This window comes from Pseudomonas sp. LBUM1659 (assembly GCF_059716045.1).
This window is the reverse complement of record NZ_CP166797.1, coordinates 1,333,529-1,350,717: the sequence shown is the minus strand read 5'-3', so window position 1 is coordinate 1,350,717 and position 17,189 is coordinate 1,333,529. Positions and strand designations below refer to the sequence as shown.

General features: G+C 58.0%; 19 protein-coding genes. 8 read left to right on the top strand and 11 right to left on the bottom strand.

Features of this window, described 5'->3' with window-relative positions; genetic code table 11:
* Positions 1 to 56 precede the first annotated feature (56 nt).
* From ACA048_RS05965 to tsaA, 3 genes are all read left to right on the top strand, one after another.
* Positions 57 to 527 carry a YehS family protein gene (locus ACA048_RS05965; protein ID WP_223512306.1) on the top strand — a complete coding sequence of 157 codons (471 nt, stop codon included), beginning with the start codon at positions 57 to 59 and terminating at the stop codon, positions 525 to 527.
* Between the two features lie 192 nt (positions 528 to 719).
* A complete protein-coding gene (locus ACA048_RS05960) occupies positions 720 to 1,490 on the top strand; it encodes an SDR family oxidoreductase (RefSeq protein WP_497628325.1) in 771 nt (256 codons plus the stop codon).
* 187 nt (positions 1,491 to 1,677) lie between these two features.
* Positions 1,678 to 2,379, top strand: coding sequence for a tRNA (N6-threonylcarbamoyladenosine(37)-N6)-methyltransferase TrmO (tsaA, locus tag ACA048_RS05955; protein ID WP_497628324.1), 702 nt, complete (start codon positions 1,678 to 1,680; stop codon positions 2,377 to 2,379).
* A gap of 158 nt (positions 2,380 to 2,537) precedes the next feature.
* Here the strand turns inward: tsaA and fpr are convergent, their stop codons facing one another.
* Entirely contained in the window at positions 2,538 to 3,317 is a 780-nt protein-coding gene (gene fpr / locus ACA048_RS05950) for a ferredoxin-NADP reductase (RefSeq protein ID WP_008054100.1), read from the bottom strand.
* Positions 3,318 to 3,439: 122 nt separating this feature from the next.
* On the opposite strand from fpr, the gene ACA048_RS05945 reads away from it, so the two are divergent.
* Positions 3,440 to 4,366: a LysR family transcriptional regulator gene (locus ACA048_RS05945; RefSeq protein WP_497628323.1), complete on the top strand. Its 927-nt coding sequence runs from the start codon at positions 3,440 to 3,442 to the stop codon at positions 4,364 to 4,366.
* Here the strand turns inward: ACA048_RS05945 and ACA048_RS05940 are convergent.
* From ACA048_RS05940 to ACA048_RS05930, 3 genes are all read right to left on the bottom strand, one after another.
* The gene (locus ACA048_RS05940; RefSeq protein WP_223512309.1) at positions 4,363 to 4,725 is read right to left on the bottom strand and encodes a diacylglycerol kinase; all 363 of its coding nucleotides are present in this window, start codon (positions 4,723 to 4,725) and stop codon (positions 4,363 to 4,365) included. The two genes, ACA048_RS05945 and ACA048_RS05940, sit on opposite strands and share 4 nt — an antisense overlap.
* A gap of 75 nt (positions 4,726 to 4,800) precedes the next feature.
* Positions 4,801 to 5,451: a response regulator transcription factor ErdR gene (gene erdR, locus ACA048_RS05935; RefSeq protein WP_497628322.1), complete on the bottom strand. Its 651-nt coding sequence runs from the start codon at positions 5,449 to 5,451 to the stop codon at positions 4,801 to 4,803.
* Positions 5,452 to 5,653: 202 nt separating this feature from the next.
* Entirely contained in the window at positions 5,654 to 6,430 is a 777-nt protein-coding gene (locus tag ACA048_RS05930; RefSeq protein ID WP_497628321.1) for a tRNA-uridine aminocarboxypropyltransferase, read from the bottom strand.
* Between the two features lie 189 nt (positions 6,431 to 6,619).
* On the opposite strand from ACA048_RS05930, the gene ACA048_RS05925 reads away from it, so the two are divergent.
* Positions 6,620 to 7,045, top strand: a complete 426-nt coding sequence (locus tag ACA048_RS05925; protein WP_497628320.1) for a PA3611 family quorum-sensing-regulated virulence factor — start codon at positions 6,620 to 6,622, stop codon at positions 7,043 to 7,045.
* Here ACA048_RS05925 and ACA048_RS05920 read toward each other — a convergent pair whose 3' ends face one another.
* Positions 7,046 to 7,240: a hypothetical protein gene (locus tag ACA048_RS05920; RefSeq protein ID WP_497628319.1), complete on the bottom strand. Its 195-nt coding sequence runs from the start codon at positions 7,238 to 7,240 to the stop codon at positions 7,046 to 7,048.
* 370 nt (positions 7,241 to 7,610) lie between these two features.
* Between ACA048_RS05920 and ACA048_RS05915 the strand changes: the two genes are divergently transcribed.
* Entirely contained in the window at positions 7,611 to 8,729 is a 1,119-nt protein-coding gene (locus ACA048_RS05915; RefSeq protein WP_497628318.1) for an LOG family protein, read from the top strand.
* A 44-nt stretch (positions 8,730 to 8,773) separates the two neighbouring features.
* On the opposite strand, the gene recX is transcribed toward ACA048_RS05915, so the two are convergent.
* The 5 genes from recX to ACA048_RS05890 all read right to left on the bottom strand — a co-directional run bounded on the left by recX (position 8,774) and on the right by ACA048_RS05890 (position 12,398).
* Positions 8,774 to 9,241, bottom strand: a complete 468-nt coding sequence (recX, locus tag ACA048_RS05910) for a recombination regulator RecX (RefSeq protein ID WP_223512315.1) — start codon at positions 9,239 to 9,241, stop codon at positions 8,774 to 8,776.
* An 8-nt stretch (positions 9,242 to 9,249) separates the two neighbouring features.
* Positions 9,250 to 10,302, bottom strand: coding sequence for a recombinase RecA (gene recA, locus ACA048_RS05905; RefSeq protein WP_007947175.1), 1,053 nt, complete (start codon positions 10,300 to 10,302; stop codon positions 9,250 to 9,252).
* 83 nt (positions 10,303 to 10,385) lie between these two features.
* A complete protein-coding gene (locus ACA048_RS05900; RefSeq protein WP_497628317.1) occupies positions 10,386 to 10,886 on the bottom strand; it encodes a CinA family protein in 501 nt (166 codons plus the stop codon).
* Between the two features lie 158 nt (positions 10,887 to 11,044).
* Positions 11,045 to 11,395: a phage holin family protein gene (locus ACA048_RS05895; RefSeq protein WP_223512318.1), complete on the bottom strand. Its 351-nt coding sequence runs from the start codon at positions 11,393 to 11,395 to the stop codon at positions 11,045 to 11,047.
* 268 nt (positions 11,396 to 11,663) lie between these two features.
* Positions 11,664 to 12,398, bottom strand: coding sequence for an XRE family transcriptional regulator (locus ACA048_RS05890; protein WP_497629807.1), 735 nt, complete (start codon positions 12,396 to 12,398; stop codon positions 11,664 to 11,666).
* 212 nt (positions 12,399 to 12,610) lie between these two features.
* Between ACA048_RS05890 and mutS the strand changes: the two genes are divergently transcribed.
* Positions 12,611 to 15,178 carry a DNA mismatch repair protein MutS gene (mutS, locus tag ACA048_RS05885; RefSeq protein ID WP_497629806.1) on the top strand — a complete coding sequence of 856 codons (2,568 nt, stop codon included), beginning with the start codon at positions 12,611 to 12,613 and terminating at the stop codon, positions 15,176 to 15,178.
* A gap of 142 nt (positions 15,179 to 15,320) precedes the next feature.
* A complete protein-coding gene (fdxA, locus tag ACA048_RS05880; RefSeq protein WP_007949364.1) occupies positions 15,321 to 15,644 on the top strand; it encodes a ferredoxin FdxA in 324 nt (107 codons plus the stop codon).
* A 471-nt stretch (positions 15,645 to 16,115) separates the two neighbouring features.
* On the opposite strand, the gene rpoS is transcribed toward fdxA, so the two are convergent.
* Positions 16,116 to 17,126, bottom strand: a complete 1,011-nt coding sequence (gene rpoS, locus ACA048_RS05875; RefSeq protein WP_223512322.1) for an RNA polymerase sigma factor RpoS — start codon at positions 17,124 to 17,126, stop codon at positions 16,116 to 16,118.
* Positions 17,127 to 17,189 lie beyond the last annotated feature (63 nt).

Genomic DNA, 17,189 nt, shown 5'->3' with positions numbered 1-17,189 from the left:
ATTCCGGCGCCGCTGTCTGATGCGGCGCCCACTGCTGAATATCAGGATTGCACACCATGATTCACAACGACGTATTGCGCAGCGTTCGCTACATGCTGGACATCAGCGACAAGAAAGTCATCGAGATCATCAAGCTCGGCGGCATGGACGTGACCCTCGCCGACCTGCTGACTTACCTCGACAAGAAAGAAGAAGACGAGGAAGGCTTCGTCCGCTGCCCGGACGACGTCATGGCGCATTTCCTTGATGGCCTGGTGATCTTCAAGCGCGGCAAGGACGAAAGCCGTCCGCCACAGCCGATCGAAATCCCGGTGACCAACAACATCATCCTGAAAAAACTGCGCGTGGCCTTCGAACTGAAAGAAGACGACATGCACGCGATCCTCAAGGCCGCCGAATTCCCGGTGTCCAAGCCTGAACTGAGCGCGCTGTTCCGCAAGTTCGGCCACACCAACTACCGCACCTGTGGCGACCAGTTGTTGCGCAACTTCCTCAAAGGCCTGACCCTGCGCGTTCGCCCGCAGTAAGCGCCCCGCCCCCTGTAGGAGCACAGCTTGCTGGCGATGGCGTTTTGAAGATCGCCATCGTCAGCAAGCTGTGCTCCTACAGAGGCTGCCGCAGGTCAGGCTGTATAGACCCTCATTCCTCGCAAAAATAGTGGCTCCGCTGACGGAGGCAGACGACTAGGGTGTATTCACCCTCAGCTCTCAGGATTCGCCATGCACCCGTATTTTTCCCTGCAAGGCCGCACCGCACTGGTGACCGGCGGCACCCGTGGTATCGGCAAAATGATCGCCAAGGCTTATGTCGAAGCCGGCGCTACCGTGTACGTCTGCGCCCGGGATGCTGAAGCCTGCCAGCAAACGGCTGACGAGTTGAGCGCATTCGGGCGTTGCCACGGGGTGGCGGCCAACCTGGCGACCGAAGAAGGCGTACTTGAGCTGGCTACGCGACTAGGCGAACAGATCACTCATCTGGATATTCTGGTGAACAATGCCGGCACCACTTGGGGTGCGCCGCTGGAAAGCTACCCGGTCAAGGGCTGGGAAAAGGTCATGCAGCTCAACGTGACGTCAGTGTTCAACTGCATTCAGCAGTTTTTACCGCTGTTGCGCAAAGCCGGTTCTGAGGCCAATCCAGCGCGGATCATCAACATCGGCTCGGTGGCCGGGATTTCTTCCTTTGGTGAACAGGCTTATGCCTACGGCCCGAGTAAAGCGGCCTTGCACCAATTGTCGCGGATTCTGGCGCGGGAGCTGGTGAGCCAGCACATCAACGTCAACGTGATTGCGCCGGGACGTTTCCCGAGCAAAATGACCCAGCACATTGGCAATGATGAACAGGCGTTGGCAGAGGATACGGCGCTGATTCCGATGAAGCGTTGGGGTCGGGAGGAAGAGATGGCGGCGCTGGCGATCAGCCTGGCGAGTACGGCGGGGGCGTATATGACCGGGAATATTATTCCTTTGGATGGTGGGTTTAGTCTCTAGATCGGCGGCGCGGCCTTCGCGAGCAAGCCCGCTCCCACATTGGATCTATGGTGGTCACGCCATTTGTGAACACAGAAAATCTCCTGTGGGAGCGGGCTTGCTCGCGAAGAGGTCCTTCCTGCCACCACCGATTCAGAGGCCGGTCGGGTTATCATGCCCGCCTCTCACCCCGCCTCGATCCCAAACCATGACCTACAGCGTTTCCCCCATCGGCTTCGTGCGTTCCTGCTTCAAGGAGAAGTTCGCCATCCCGCGCCAGCCGCAACTGGCCCCGGCCGCTCGCGGTGTTCTGGAGTTGGTCGCACCGTTTGATCAGGGTGACGCAGTGCAAGGCCTGGAGCAGGTCAGTCACGTCTGGTTGCTGTTCCTGTTTCATCAGGCTCTGGAGGAAAAGCCGCGTTTGAAGGTTCGCCCGCCTCGCCTCGGCGGCAACAAATCCGTGGGCGTGTTCGCCACCCGCGCCACGCATCGACCCAATGGCATCGGTCAATCCGTGGTCAAGCTGGACAAGGTCGAAGCCAATCGACTGTGGATATCCGGCATCGACCTGCTGGACGGCACGCCGATTCTCGACATCAAACCCTACGTGCCTTACGCCGACATCATCGACACCGCCTCCAACAGCATCGCCAGCGCCGCGCCGCAGCTGATTCCCGTGCAGTGGACGGATACAGCGCTGCAACAGGCTCATGGCCATGCTCAGCGCCTTGAAGAGCCCTTGGTGGCGTTGATCGAACAATGTTTGGCACAGGACCCACGCCCGGCCTACCAGATTCCTACGCCTGAACGGGAATATGGCGCGCAGTTCTGGGACCTGGATGTGCGTTGGCATTATCCCGAGGCAGGAGTGATTCGCGTCCTCGAAGTCATTCCGGTATCAATTCTGTAGGAGCTGAGCTTGCTCGCGATGGCGATCTCCAGACCGCCATCGCCGGCAAGCCGTGCTCCTACAGAGACCTTGCCAGCGATAGCGGTTTGTCTGCCGGCATTATCGCCTACTGACAGACTGTCTTCGCTGGCAAGCCAGCTCCTGCAAATGACCTACGGTCACTTTTCGACGAACGCACGCTCGATCAGGTAATCACCCGGCTCGCGCATCCGCGGCGAAACTTTCAGGCCGAAGCTGTTCAACACTTCGCTGGTCTCGTCGAGCATGCTCGGGCTGCCACACAGCATGGCGCGGTCGTCCTGCGGGTTGATCGGCGGCAGGCCGATGTCGCTGAACAGCTTGCCGCTGCGCATCAGGTCGGTCAGGCGACCTTCGTTCTCGAACGGCTCGCGGGTCACGGTCGGGTAGTAGATCAACTTGTCACGCAGCGCGTCGCCGAAGAACTCGTTCTGCGGCAGGTGCTCGGTGATGAATTCGCGGTAAGCGACTTCGTTGACGTAACGCACGCCGTGGCACAGGATCACTTTTTCGAAACGCTCGTAGGTTTCCGGGTCCTGGATGACGCTCATGAACGGCGCCAGACCGGTACCGGTGCTGAGCAGGTACAAATGTTTGCCAGGCTTCAAGTCATCCAGCACCAGCGTGCCGGTAGGCTTCTTGCTGATGATGATCTCGTCGCCTTCCTTCAGATGCTGCAACTGGGAAGTCAGCGGGCCATCAGGCACCTTGATGCTGAAGAACTCGAGATGTTCTTCCCAGTTCGGGCTGGCAATCGAGTAAGCGCGCATAAGCGGGCGGCCGTTGGGCTGTTGCAGGCCGATCATCACGAACTGACCGTTCTCGAAGCGCAGGCCCGGATCGCGGGTGCACTTGAAGCTGAACAGAGTGTCGTTCCAGTGATGAACACTGAGGACACGCTCGTGGTTCATGTTGCTCATGTACGTGGGACTCCTGGAGATTTTGCCTGCGCCATCGATGTGCGCAATTGCATCGCATTCTAAAGGCAGAGACAATATCTGTTAAATGGATTATTAAGATAAGGGTTATCGGTTATATAGATATGCGATTTACTCTCCGTCAACTTCAAGTATTCGTCGCCGTCGCCCAGCAGGAAAGCGTATCCCGTGCTGCGGGCTTGCTGAACCTGTCGCAATCGGCGGCGAGCACCTCGATCACCGAACTGGAGCGCCAGTCCAGCTGCCAGCTGTTCGACCGCGCCGGCAAACGGCTGAGCCTTAACGCCTTGGGCAAACAGTTGCTGCCACAAGCGGTGGCATTGCTCGATCAGTCCAAGGAAATCGAAGACCTGCTCAACGGCAAGTCCGGTTTCGGCTCGCTGGCGGTCGGCGCGACCCTGACCATCGGCAATTACCTCGCCACCCTGCTGATCGGCAGCTTCATGCAGCGCCACCCGGAAAGCCAGGTGAAGCTGCACGTACAGAACACCGCCAATATCGTGCAACAAGTCGCCCACTACGAAATTGATCTGGGTCTGATCGAAGGCGACTGCAGCCATCCGGACATCGAAGTGCAGAGTTGGGTCGAGGATGAACTGGTGGTGTTTTGCGCACCCCAGCATCCACTGGCCAAACGCGGCATTGCGACCATGGAGGAGCTGAGTCACGAGGCGTGGATCTTGCGAGAGCAAGGCTCTGGCACGCGGCTGACCTTCGACCAGGCCATGCGTCACCATCGCAGCGCATTGAATATCCGGCTCGAACTGGAACACACCGAAGCGATCAAGCGCGCGGTGGAGTCGGGATTGGGGATTGGCTGTATTTCACGGCTGGCACTGCGCGATGCGTTCCGCCGTGGCAGCCTGGTGCCGGTGGAGACACCGGATCTGGACCTGGCGCGGCAGTTCTATTTCATCTGGCACAAACAGAAATATCAAACGTCGGCGATGCGCGAGTTCCTCGATCTGTGCCGCGCTTTCACCGCCGGGGTTCAGCGCAGCGACGAGATCGTTTTGCCGAGCATCGCTTAAAGCAGGATGACGGCCCAGACCAGCGCGATCATGGTCAACGCCACGAATTGAGCGGCGCTGCCCATGTCCTTGGCGTTTTTCGACAGCGGGTGCAATTCAAGAGAGATGCGATCGATGGCCGCTTCTACTGCCGAGTTCAGCAACTCGACGATCAACGCCAGCAGGCAGACAGCGATCAGCAGCGCCTGTTCGACGCGGCTGACATTCAAGAAGAACGTAACCGGAATCAGGATGACGTTGAGCAACACCAGTTGCCGAAAAGCCGCTTCACCGGTGAAAGCTGCGCGCAGGCCATCCAGCGAATAACCGGAGGCGTTGAGGATGCGTTTTAGGCCGGTTTGGCCTTTGAAAGGTGACATAGAGTAGGCAACTGACCAGATAGGAATGGGAACGCTAGATGAAGCAAGGTTAAAAAAGCGTGAACAGGTAGCCGTTTAGTGGCTCGCAATTGACTCAAGTTGTTGCAGGAGTAACGCTGCCTGAGTCCGGGTTCGCACATTCAGCTTGCGGAAAATCGCTGTAACGTGGGCCTTGATCGTCGCTTCGGAGACGCTCAGTTCGTAAGCAATCTGTTTGTTCAGCAAGCCTTCACAGACCATGGTCAACACCCGGAACTGCTGAGGCGTCAGGCTCGCGAGGCCCTCGCTGGCAGCCTTGGCCTCATCGGAAACACTGACCGCTTCAAACGCCTGAGGAGGCCAGAATACATCGCCGTCGAGCACCGCGCGTACGGCTTTCTGGATGACACTCAGGTCGCTCGATTTTGGAATGAACCCACTGGCGCCGAACTCACGGGACTTGACCATGATCGACGCTTCTTCCTGCGCGGAGACCATCACCACTGGAATTTGCGGGTACTGACCGCGCAACAGCACGAGCCCGGAAAAACCGTAGGCGCCGGGCATGTTCAGGTCCAGCAGCACCAGATCCCAATCAGACTTTTCACCCAGTCGGGCTTCCAGCTCGGCAATGCTCGCGACTTCCACCAGACGAACATCCGGGCCCAGGCCCAGGGTGACGGCCTGGTGCAGCGCGCTACGAAACAGCGGGTGATCGTCGGCAATCAGGATTTCGTATGTGGCCATTTTTCAAATGATCCTGTTTTTTCAAACAACTCAAGGCACAGCCACGGAGCTGTACCCACGGGGCACGTTCAACGCCAATCACATAGCTGTTCAAGTAAAAACACGGCGTATCAAACATGGCCGCGCCCCAATCGGCGCCAAGCATGCCCAGCGAAACCGGGGTGGTCAAGCTGCGCGGCGTTAGACCAATGGCCCAATTTTTCTACAGTATGGGCGTCTCCGGGCAGATGGCCGGCGCAGTGTTTTGCACGAAGGGCATCAGTTCGGCGTGAGCGGGTGTTGCAACGTTCATGTCCAGCTGATGTTTTGCGTCCAGGTAATGCTGACTGAATACGTCAAAGTAGGCGTCCAGTGCCGATGCCGCTGCCGTGTCGCCCGCCAGATCCAGACACAGTGCTGCCACTTCTGCGGTGCACAAATGCTCGCTACGGGTCGATCTGCGCAGCCGGTACCGCGACAACTTTTCGGGCAGCAGGCTCAGGATCGGCAGGCGATCGAAATAGGGGCTTTTGCGGAAGATCTTTCGAGCTTCAGTCCAGGTGGCGTCCAGCAGAATAAACAGTGGACGCTTTGAACTGTCCGTGTCGACGCTGTTGGTGACACGCTCCGGTTCGACGTACTCGCCCGGAAACACCAGATACGGCTGCCACTGCGGGTCGGCCAGCAGCGCCAGTAGTTGTTCATCAACCTCTTTACGCGACCAGATAAACGCATGGTTGTCGCGCACCACATCGGCAATCAGCCAACCGGTGTTACTCGGTTTGAACACTTCCTTGTTGGTCATGATCAGGCACACACCAGAGCGTGCCTCGACGTGCGGGCGCCAGGCGCACAGGCAATGGCTCTCGATCACGCGGCAGGCACGGCAACGCGACGCCCTCCAGCCTCGGGCCTGAATCGGCTTGATACCCTCTTCCTCTCGCGCATCGCGCAAGCGGGCCACGGCGTTGGCAGCAAAGTGTGGGGTGGCAGGGATCATCGCAGGCAGCGCCGGCAGGGAAAGTAAATCGACACGAAAAGCACTCGGCAGGGCAAAAAGTGGCGCCAGTTTATCAGAGCAGCCGGCGCAAGCCTGTACCGTCCGGAGCTCCTCCCCTATAATTCGCCGCCACTGAACGCACAGTCATGTGACGGGTCGAAGCACCAGTCACTGAACCAGGAGAGTTTCATGCTGCGCCTTATCGTCCCCACCGCTGCCATTTTGCTGGCGTCGTCCTTCAGCGCTCAGGCTGCGTCCTTGAGTGAGCAGAATCTCAACAGAGAGCTGCAAAACGTCGCCACACAAAGCAGTGTTGGCACTCCACGGGCGATCAACGAAGACATTCTTGATCAGGGCTACACCGTCGAAGGCAAAACGCTGATCAACCACCTGAGCGTACAGAGCAGCCACGCCAACAAGATGCGTGCTGATCCGAAAGCCGTGTATTTCCAGCTTGGCGCCTCCGTTTGCAACAACCCGTCGTACCGCAAACTGATGGCCAAGGGCGCGATTATGCGTTACGACTTCACGGAAGTGAAAACCAACAAGGCGGTCGGCTCCGCCAGCTATCAGGAATCGGACTGCCCGAAAGCAGCTCCGACCAAGAAAAAGTAATCACTCGGAATTGGCGCGCCGCTGTTCATCCTCGGCGCGCAGTTCTGCCAGCAAAGCCTGCAAGTAACTTGATCGTCGCTTGGTCTCCTCCAGGCGTCGGCAGCACTCCTCTTCGAGACTCACATGATGAGTCTCGGCTGATGACTTGAGCGATCGATACAGTTGCGTATCGATCTCCAGAATGACCCTGGTCATAGCGTCCCGCCTCCTTGCTCCTCGCCCTGCTTGAGCGAAAATCCTTCAACTTCTTGAGTCGCGCGTCCTGCTCTTGACGCAAAGTTGTCGTGTCACACCTTTAGCTTAGTAAATCAGAGCGCTGGACACTCCGCCTGCCTTCAGACGAGCGGTGAAATCACCTTGCAAATCGTCAATAAGCGGTTGCCAGGAAAGACTTTGCGGCGCAATGATCAAGGCAGCGCAAACCTTCGCGAGGGTCTAGATTCATAGTGTTCCCATTCACTTTTACGGACTGGAAAGGAGCCGGCTGCGACGCGTCTTGTTGTGCGATTTGTGCGAAGGTTTCCTGCATCAAGGGAAAACACAGCCTGTATGGAAGGAGAAATTGATGCCTTACCAACCGAATGACCTGCTAAGCCGTCATTTTGAAGAAAGCGGCCACGACCTCACCAGCAAGGTCGAAGAACAACTCAACCTGGTTTCACCCAACAGCCCCAATATCCCCATCTACCGCGACATGATCCTGACCGTGCTACGCATGGCCCAGGAAGATCACAACCGCTGGAATGCCAAGATTACCCTCCAAGCCCTGCGTGAACTGGAGCACGCCTTCCGTGTACTCGAGCAGTTCCGCGGCCGACGCAAAGTCACCGTGTTTGGCTCGGCCCGAACACCCATCGAACACCCGTTGTATGGTCTGGCCCGAGAACTGGGCGCCGCGCTGGCGCGCTCGGACCTGATGGTCATCACCGGCGCTGGCGGCGGCATCATGGCGGCGGCGCACGAAGGGGCCGGCAGGGAGCACAGCCTGGGCTTCAACATCACCCTACCCTTCGAGCAACATGCCAACCCCACCGTGCAAGGCACCGCGAATCTGTTGCCCTTCCACTTCTTTTTTACCCGCAAGCTGTTCTTCGTCAAAGAAGCCGATGCGCTGGTCCTGTGCCCCGGCGGTTTTGGCACCCTGGATGAGGCGCTGGAAGTGCTGACATTGATTCAGACCGGCAAAAGCCCCTTGGTGCCGGTGGTATTGCTGGACGCGCCGGGCGGCAAATTCTGGCAAGGCGCGCTGGACTTCATTCACCATCAACTGGAGGAAAATCGCTACATCCTGCCGACCGACATGAAGCTCGTGAGCCTGGTCTACAGCGCCGAAGAAGCAGTGGAGCAGATCAACCAGTTCTACAGCAACTTCCACTCCAGCCGCTGGCTCAAGCATCAGTTCGTGATTCGCATGAACCACACACTCAGCGACCAGGCGCTCGATCACATGCAGGAGGCATTTGCCGACCTGCGCCTGAGCGATCGTTTTCATCAGCACGCCTACAGCGGCGAGGAGCACGACGAAGCGCAGTTCAGCCACCTGGCGCGACTGGCGTTCAACTTCAATGCGCGTGATCATGGTCGGCTGCGCGAACTGGTGGACTACATCAACCTGCCGGAAAACTGGGCCCACTCCAAACCTCATGCGCAACAGCGCACGCGAGAGCCCTCAAAAGTGATTTGAGGCAAAAAAAATGGCCCGCTATCGAAATAGCGGGCCACTTTTTATCAATCATCCATTCCCCGGCCACTGAACAAGCGGCCGATCATCTCCATGGAATATCCCCGATAACTCAGGAAGCGCCCCTGCTTGGCACGCTCCCGAGCGTCTATCGGCAGATGTCCGGAAAATTTACGCCGCCAGGTATCCTCCAGTTGCTCCTGCCAGTTGATACCGCTCTCGCGTAACGCGAGTTCAATATCGGCACGTTGCAGGCCGCGCTGGCCAAGCTCCTCACGAATACGCAAAGGGCCATAACCGGAACGGGCACGGTAGGAAACAAAGCTTTCGAGGTAACGGGATTCGGACAGCAGGCCCTCTTCCGTCAAGCGGTCGAGTGCGGTGTCGATCATTTCAGGGAGGGCGCCGCGCTGACGCAGTTTACGCGTCAGCTCAACTCGACCATGCTCGCGTCGTGCGAGCAGGTCCATTGCGGTTCGCCGCACCGCGACGAGTGTATCGAGTACGGCGGTCATCGGATCAATCAGATATCAGCGTCAGCCAGGTCATCAGCAGTCTCTTTGACTGGCGATGCTTTGACGTCCGGCGCCGGGGTCAGCAACTTGTCACGCAGTTGCTTCTCAAGCGTCGCGGCGATTTCCGGGTTGTCCGCCAGGAACTTGGCCGAGTTGGCCTTGCCCTGACCGATCTTGGTGCCGTTGTAGGCGTACCAGGCGCCGGATTTCTCAACGAAACCGTGCAGAACACCGAGGTCGATCATCTCGCCATTGAGGTAGATGCCTTTGCCGTAAAGGATCTGGAACTCGGCCTGACGGAACGGCGAAGCCACTTTGTTCTTCACGACTTTGACGCGGGTTTCACTACCGACGACTTCATCACCTTCTTTCACCGCACCGGTACGACGGATGTCCAGACGAACCGAAGCGTAGAACTTCAGCGCGTTACCACCAGTGGTGGTTTCCGGGCTGCCGAACATCACGCCGATTTTCATACGGATCTGGTTGATGAAGATCACCAGGCAGTTGGCGTTCTTGATGTTACCGGTGATTTTACGCAGCGCCTGGGACATCAGACGGGCTTGCAGGCCGACGTGCATGTCGCCCATTTCGCCTTCGATTTCGGCCTTTGGCACCAGAGCAGCCACGGAGTCGACGATGATTACGTCAACGGCGTTGGAACGCACCAGCATGTCGGTGATTTCCAGGGCCTGCTCGCCGGTGTCCGGCTGGGAAACCAGCAGGTCGTCGACGTTGACACCCAGTTTGCCGGCGTACTCAGGATCAAGGGCGTGTTCGGCATCGACGAATGCGCAGGTCGCGCCGGCTTTTTGAGCCTGGGCGATCACGGAAAGTGTCAGAGTGGTTTTACCGGAGGATTCAGGACCGTAGATTTCAACGATACGACCTTTTGGCAGACCGCCAATGCCGAGCGCGATGTCCAGACCCAGAGAGCCAGTGGAGATAGCCGGGATCGCCTGACGGTCCTGATCGCCCATACGCATTACGGCACCCTTGCCGAATTGACGTTCGATCTGACCCAGGGCCGCAGCCAAGGCTTTCTTCTTGTTGTCGTCCATTAAAGTCCTCACGTAATCAATAAGGCCTGACGGCCAACACCTGTATAAGTAGCCAGTATTATTCCACAGCGTTTCAGGATCGCCTACCCCTGATTTGAGATTTCTGTGGCGGCATGGCGCAGCAGCCCCTCTAGCGCGGCCTTCACCGTTTGTCGGCGGACCTCATCGCGATTACCGGCGAAGTGTTGCTCCTCGCTGAACACCCGCTCGCCAACCCCCCAGGCCAGCCAGACCGTGCCCACCGGCTTACTCGGAGAACCGCCATCCGGCCCCGCCACACCGCTGACCGCCACGGCAAAATGCGCCCGGCTCTTTTCCTGCGCACCTCGCACCATCGCCTCAACCACCTCGCGACTGACCGCGCCCAAGGTGGAAAACAACTCGACCGGAACGTTCAATTGCTTGGTTTTCTGCCGGTTGGAGTAGGTGACATAACCGGCCTCGAACCACGCCGAACTCCCCGGAATGCGAGTGATCGCCTCCGAGATGCCGCCGCCGGTACAGGACTCGGCCGCCGTGACGTGAGCATTGAGAACCTGCATGCGTCTGCCCAGTTCAGCGGCCAGTTGGGTGATTTCTTTCACGGTCATCTCCTGAGCGAACGGAAGCGGAATTAGAACTACCGTACACGAGCGTATCGCGCTTGCAAGGCGCAGGATTAATCAAAATGTGAGGGTGCGAAGGCTCTGATATAGGCGTGATAAGCCTGCAAGGCAATCAGTCCGCGGTCAGCGATGCCCGTTCACTGTTGATCAGGACGAGAATCGCGCGGCGGCACTTCGCAAACGCCAATCCGCTTGGCAGCCCAGCGCTCATAAAGCCCGATGGCGACGTCTGCCCCGGCCATGGCGGTGAGGCATCCAAAAGCCCCTGCGGCCCAGATCGACAAGCCAGCGGCATACAACAACATGATGGCCGAGATCCCGCAGATCATGCAGGCCCCCGAGCGCAATGCCAGACGCCGCAGCAGTGACCAGCCGCGAGCACCGTCCTTGTCGGCACGCCACATTTCGCCAGACACCCCGCCCACCAGTGCTAGGACGATGACGAGCCAGCTCGGCATGTCCAGCAACGCTTGTTGCTCGATCGTCATGTCTCGCCTCCTGATGTGAGTGATAAGGGGTTCTTTCAAACGTTCAGTAGCCACCCATCTGAACCGTTGAGGCCGGTTCAGCGCTGCCTTGTTGAGCGGCTTGAGAGGAAGAATATGCATGGATGCATACACAGTCAATGCGTAAATGCATTTGCCTGTTCGCAGAGAATGCACCAATGCATAAAAATACAACAAACAAAGGCGCTGGCGGTTTTCGACAGGCGAAAAAAAACCGCTGAATGGCGGTTTTTGTCTGAAAGCGGTGAGGTTAGCGGGCGTACATGCCCCACCAGAAGACGTGACCAAGAATGACAATCTGCTCTTCCTGGATTTCCTGGAAGGTGTAGTCCTCGTCCGGGTGTTCATCGCGATTGAAGCTGCGCAGGCGGATCCCGATCGGCAGGCGATAAAGCTGTTTCACGCGCAACTGACCGTTATGGTTGATCGCATAAAGGTCGCCATCAACGATGTCGCCAATCCCGCACTTGCCGGCGTTCACGCCAACTGTTGCGCCATCGCGCAGCACGGGCAACATGCTGTTGCCGCGCACCGTCACGCATTTTGCCTGATCGAATTGCACGCCATTGTGGCGCAAACTGCGCTTGCCGAAGCGCAGACTAGAGCGTTCGCTCTCTTCGATGACGAATCTTCCTGATCCCGCAGCCAATTCAACCTCGCGAAGAAAGGGGACCGACACCTCATCGTCATCGACGGGCGTATCGTCGTCCCACAGACTTATATCCTTGAGTTCGGAATGCACTGCTTCGCGCCCCTTATTGGCGCTCACCGACACATCCGTGCGGCCACGCAACTGATCAGTGCTGACGGCGAAGTACTCGGCAATCTTCGAGATGTGTTTATCCGAAGGATCGACGATCTTCCCGCCGAGGATCCGCGAGAGTGTGGATTGAGGCACGCCGGTGCGACGGTGAAGCTCCGTGGGGGAGATCCCGTGTTGATCGAGCAGCGCTCTTAAGACGGTAGAAACATTGCGTTTTTGCATACTGCGCATAGTGCGTGTTCTTTTTGCCGAAAACAAATGCTGTTTTGCATATCCGACGCATATCCAGCAGAAATGTGCCGCAGGGCTTTCATGCCTGCGTCGAGCGGACCGCCCATGGTAATCTTGCGCCCATTGCGGAAAAGCCGGGCCAATGCCCCTCCTTTGCCCTACACCTTTCAACGAGTTTTCCTGAATTTCCGATGAATAAAGCCATCTCCGATCTGTCTTCCCACACGCCAATGATGCAGCAGTACTGGCGCCTGAAGAACCAGCACCCTGACCAGCTGATGTTCTACCGCATGGGCGATTTCTACGAGATCTTCTATGAAGACGCGAAGAAAGCCGCCAAGTTGCTGGACATCACCCTGACCGCCCGTGGGCAGTCGGCGGGTCAGGCGATTCCGATGTGTGGGATTCCTTACCATGCGGCGGAAGGCTACTTGGCGAAACTGGTCAAGCTCGGTGAGTCGGTGGTGATTTGTGAGCAGGTGGGTGATCCGGCGACCAGTAAAGGGCCGGTGGATCGTCAGGTGGTGCGGATCATCACGCCAGGTACGGTCAGTGATGAAGCGCTGCTGGATGAGCGCCGGGACAACCTGATCGCGGCGGTGCTGGGTGACGAGCGTCTGTTCGGCCTGGCCGTGCTGGACATCACCAGCGGCAACTTCACGGTGCTGGAAATCAAGGGCTGGGAAAACCTGCTGGCGGAGCTGGAGCGGGTCAATCCGGTCGAGCTGATGATCCCGGACGATTGGCCAAAGGACCTGCCGGCGGAAAAACGTCGTGGGGTTCGTCGCCGCGCGCCGTGGGATTTTGAGCGCGACTCGGCGCTGAAAAGTCTTTGTCAGCAGTTCTCTACCCAGGACCTGAAAGGCTTTGGCTGCGAGAACCTGACCCTGGCCATCGGCGCCGCCGGTTGCCTGCTCAGCTACGCCAAGGAAACTCAACGCACCGCCCTCCCGCACTTGCGCAGCCTGCGTCACGAGCGCCTGGATGACACCGTGGTGCTGGACGGCGCCAGCCGTCGCAACCTGGAACTGGACACCAACCTGGCCGGTGGCCGCGACAACACCCTGCAATCGGTGGTCGATCGTTGCCAGACCGCCATGGGCAGCCGCTTGCTGACCCGTTGGTTGAACCGTCCGTTGCGGGATCTAACCGTATTGCTGGCGCGCCAGACCTCGATCACGTGCCTGCTCGACGGCTACCGCTTCGAGAAACTGCAACCGCAACTCAAGGAAATCGGCGACATCGAGCGGATTCTGGCGCGGATCGGCCTGCGCAATGCCCGCCCTCGTGACCTCGCTCGTCTGCGCGATGCGCTGGGTGCGTTGCCTGAGTTGCAGGTGGCGATGACCGAGCTTGAAGCGCCGCACATCATTCAACTGGCCAAGACCACCAGCACCTATCCGCAACTGGCGGCGCTGCTGGAAAAAGCCATTATCGACAACCCGCCGGCGGTGATCCGTGACGGTGGCGTGTTGAAAACCGGCTACGACAACGAACTCGACGATCTGCAATCGCTGAGCGAAAACGCCGGGCAGTTCCTGATTGATCTGGAAGCTCGCGAAAAAGCGCGCACCGGTCTGTCGCACCTGAAAGTCGGGTACAACCGCATTCACGGTTACTTCATCGAGTTGCCGAGCAAACAGGCTGAGTCCGCGCCGGCAGACTACATCCGCCGCCAGACGCTGAAAGGTGCCGAGCGTTTCATTACCCCGGAACTCAAGGCATTCGAGGACAAGGCACTGTCGGCCAAGAGCCGTGCGCTGGCCCGGGAGAAAATGCTCTACGAAGCGCTGCTCGAAGACCTGATCGGCCAATTGCCTCCGCTGCAGGACACCGCCGCTGCGCTGGCCGAGCTGGACGTTTTGAGCAACCTGGCCGAACGCGCCCTGAACCTCGACCTGAACTGCCCGCGTTTCGTCAGCGAGCCCTGCATGCGCATCACCCAGGGTCGTCACCCGGTGGTGGAGCAAGTGCTGAGCACGCCGTTCGTGGCCAACGACCTGAGCCTCGACGATAACACTCGGATGCTGGTGATCACCGGTCCGAACATGGGCGGTAAATCCACCTACATGCGTCAGACCGCGCTGATCGTTTTGCTCGCGCATATCGGCAGTTTCGTGCCGGCGGCCAGTTGTGAACTGTCCCTGGTGGACCGGATTTTTACCCGGATCGGCTCCAGCGATGACCTGGCGGGCGGCCGTTCGACCTTCATGGTTGAAATGAGCGAAACCGCGAACATTTTGCACAACGCTACCGAACGCAGCCTGGTGCTGATGGACGAAGTCGGTCGCGGCACCAGCACCTTCGATGGTCTGTCCCTGGCCTGGGCTGCTGCCGAGCGATTGGCACATCTGCGCGCTTACACGCTGTTCGCCACCCACTACTTTGAGCTGACGGTGCTACCGGAGGCCCAACCGCTGGTGGCCAACGTTCACCTCAATGCCACCGAGCACAACGAACGCATCGTGTTCCTGCACCACGTGCTGCCCGGGCCTGCCAGCCAGAGTTACGGTCTGGCAGTGGCGCAGTTGGCTGGCGTGCCGAGCGAGGTAATCGTGCGTGCGCGTGAGCATCTCGGTCGACTGGAAGCCACCGCCCTACCCCATGAAGTTCCTGTGATTGCCAAGGGCAAGCCGGCCGCGCCGCAGCAAAGCGACATGTTCGCCAGCCTGCCGCATCCGGTGCTGGATGATCTCGCCAAGCTGGATCTGGACGACATGACGCCACGTCGTGCGCTCGAAATGCTCTATGCACTAAAGAACCGGATCTAACGCACTTGCCTACAAGCTGTTAGAATCTCGCGCGGTTTGGGATGCTGCTGGCTAATAGCCTGGCCAGCAGACTATCGCTCCCAAACCTGGCGACCCCAACGTGAAGGGGCTCCGCTGCCGCCGCCTGAGGAGAAAATTAGAAATGACCTTCGTCGTCACCGACAACTGCATCAAGTGCAAGTACACCGACTGCGTAGAAGTCTGTCCGGTGGACTGCTTTTACGAAGGCCCGAACTTCCTGGTGATTCACCCGGATGAGTGCATCGACTGCGCACTGTGCGAACCAGAATGCCCTGCCGTGGCCATCTTCTCCGAAGATGAAGTTCCGGAAGGTATGCAGGAATTCATTCAGCTGAACGTTGAACTGGCCGAAATCTGGCCCAACATCACTGAGAAGAAAGAATCGATGCCAGACGCTGAAGAGTGGGATGGCGTCAAAGGCAAGATCAAAGACCTCGAACGCTGATTTTCCGCGTGTTCCCGAAAAGGCCCCTAGCGGGCCTTTTTGCTTTTCTGAAGGCAAAAAAAGGGGCGGTTTGACCCGCCCACATTTTTTCCCTATTCCTATGTTCCTTTTCATCGTCCTGATGAATCGCCTCCTGCGATGTCCGTTCCCCTCATCCTTGAAGGGCGTGCCTGTCCGTCGACACCGTTCAGATACTAGAGAGTTCCCTACCAAGAGCAACTGGCCTGGATCGTCAAAAACGTGTGTCATACGTTCTTGATAAAATAAAATATGCATATAAATCATGTAGATAGCATGCGGCTGCGTAGGAAAATGTACGACTAGCATCTTGTAAAATAGTGAATACTTACGAAAGAGTAAGCGAAGACTTACAGCGCAAGACGACAAACCTGCGGCAATCCTTACCCACTTTGCAGGCAATAAAAAACCCCGAACCAAGCGGGGTCTTTTACTGCCGATTGAGCCTGTCGCTTATTGAAACAGCGACTCGCTCGACAGGCCGTTCTTCTCGAGAATCTCCCGAAGACGCTTCAGGCCTTCCACCTGAATCTGTCTGACCCGCTCCCGGGTCAGGCCGATCTCCAGGCCTACGTCTTCAAGCGTACTGCTCTCGTGTCCGCGCAAGCCGAAACGGCGTACCACCACTTCGCGTTGTTTGTCCGTCAACTCCGATAGCCATTGATCGATACTTTGCGACAGGTCGTCATCCTGAAGCAGCTCACAGGGGTCGGTTGGACGGTCATCAGTCAGGGTGTCCAGCAGGGTTTTATCCGAATCCGGACCCAGCGAGACGTCGACCGAAGAAACCCGCTCATTCAAGCCGAGCATGCGCTTGACCTCTCCCACTGGTTTTTCCAGCAGGTTGGCGATTTCTTCGGGTGAGGGTTCGTGATCGAGTTTTTGCGTCAGCTCCCGTGCAGCCCGAAGGTACACGTTAAGCTCCTTGACCACATGGATCGGCAACCGGATGGTCCGGGTCTGATTCATGATCGCGCGCTCGATGGTCTGACGAATCCACCAGGTTGCGTAGGTCGAAAAGCGGAAGCCGCGTTCAGGATCGAATTTCTCCACTGCCCGGATCAGGCCGAGGTTGCCCTCTTCGATCAGGTCCAGCAGCGACAGCCCACGATTGACGTAACGACGGGCGATTTTCACTACCAGCCGCAGGTTGCTTTCAATCATGCGTTTGCGCCCGGCCGGATCGCCACTTTGCGACAGACGCGCAAAATGAACTTCTTCTTCCGGGGAGAGCAATGGGGAAAAGCCGATTTCATTGAGGTACAACTGCGTGGCATCAAGTGCCCGCGTGTAATCGATGTACTTGTGTTGTTTTAGCGAAGCGGAGTGTTTGGATTTGGCACGAACGGAAGAAGGTGGAGCCGCCCCTTCATCATTCGACATCGAATCCGTCTCGATACCGGTCTCCATCAGGAGAACCTCATCGTCGATGTCAAACTCCGGCACTTCTTTACTGAGAGCCATTGTTATAGTCCTTTGGTGAGTTCGACCTCAAGCTCAAGCGGCGCCTTTATCCTTGGCAACGCT

Coding starts and splice junctions, on each gene's coding strand:
- fpr (WP_008054100.1), bottom strand. CDS start 3,317: ATGAGCAACATGAACCACGAGCGTGTCCTCAGTGTTCATCACTGGAAC.
- ACA048_RS05890 (WP_497629807.1), bottom strand. CDS start 12,398: ATGCAAAAACGCAATGTTTCTACCGTCTTAAGAGCGCTGCTCGATCAA.
- tsaA (WP_497628324.1), top strand. CDS start 1,678: ATGACCTACAGCGTTTCCCCCATCGGCTTCGTGCGTTCCTGCTTCAAG.
- fdxA (WP_007949364.1), top strand. CDS start 15,321: ATGACCTTCGTCGTCACCGACAACTGCATCAAGTGCAAGTACACCGAC.
- recA (WP_007947175.1), bottom strand. CDS start 10,302: ATGGACGACAACAAGAAGAAAGCCTTGGCTGCGGCCCTGGGTCAGATC.
- ACA048_RS05920 (WP_497628319.1), bottom strand. CDS start 7,240: ATGACCAGGGTCATTCTGGAGATCGATACGCAACTGTATCGATCGCTC.
- ACA048_RS05895 (WP_223512318.1), bottom strand. CDS start 11,395: ATGACGATCGAGCAACAAGCGTTGCTGGACATGCCGAGCTGGCTCGTC.
- ACA048_RS05925 (WP_497628320.1), top strand. CDS start 6,620: ATGCTGCGCCTTATCGTCCCCACCGCTGCCATTTTGCTGGCGTCGTCC.
- ACA048_RS05965 (WP_223512306.1), top strand. CDS start 57: ATGATTCACAACGACGTATTGCGCAGCGTTCGCTACATGCTGGACATC.
- ACA048_RS05960 (WP_497628325.1), top strand. CDS start 720: ATGCACCCGTATTTTTCCCTGCAAGGCCGCACCGCACTGGTGACCGGC.
- erdR (WP_497628322.1), bottom strand. CDS start 5,451: ATGGCCACATACGAAATCCTGATTGCCGACGATCACCCGCTGTTTCGT.
- ACA048_RS05915 (WP_497628318.1), top strand. CDS start 7,611: ATGCCTTACCAACCGAATGACCTGCTAAGCCGTCATTTTGAAGAAAGC.
- rpoS (WP_223512322.1), bottom strand. CDS start 17,126: ATGGCTCTCAGTAAAGAAGTGCCGGAGTTTGACATCGACGATGAGGTT.
- ACA048_RS05945 (WP_497628323.1), top strand. CDS start 3,440: ATGCGATTTACTCTCCGTCAACTTCAAGTATTCGTCGCCGTCGCCCAG.
- recX (WP_223512315.1), bottom strand. CDS start 9,241: ATGACCGCCGTACTCGATACACTCGTCGCGGTGCGGCGAACCGCAATG.
- ACA048_RS05940 (WP_223512309.1), bottom strand. CDS start 4,725: ATGTCACCTTTCAAAGGCCAAACCGGCCTAAAACGCATCCTCAACGCC.
- ACA048_RS05930 (WP_497628321.1), bottom strand. CDS start 6,430: ATGATCCCTGCCACCCCACACTTTGCTGCCAACGCCGTGGCCCGCTTG.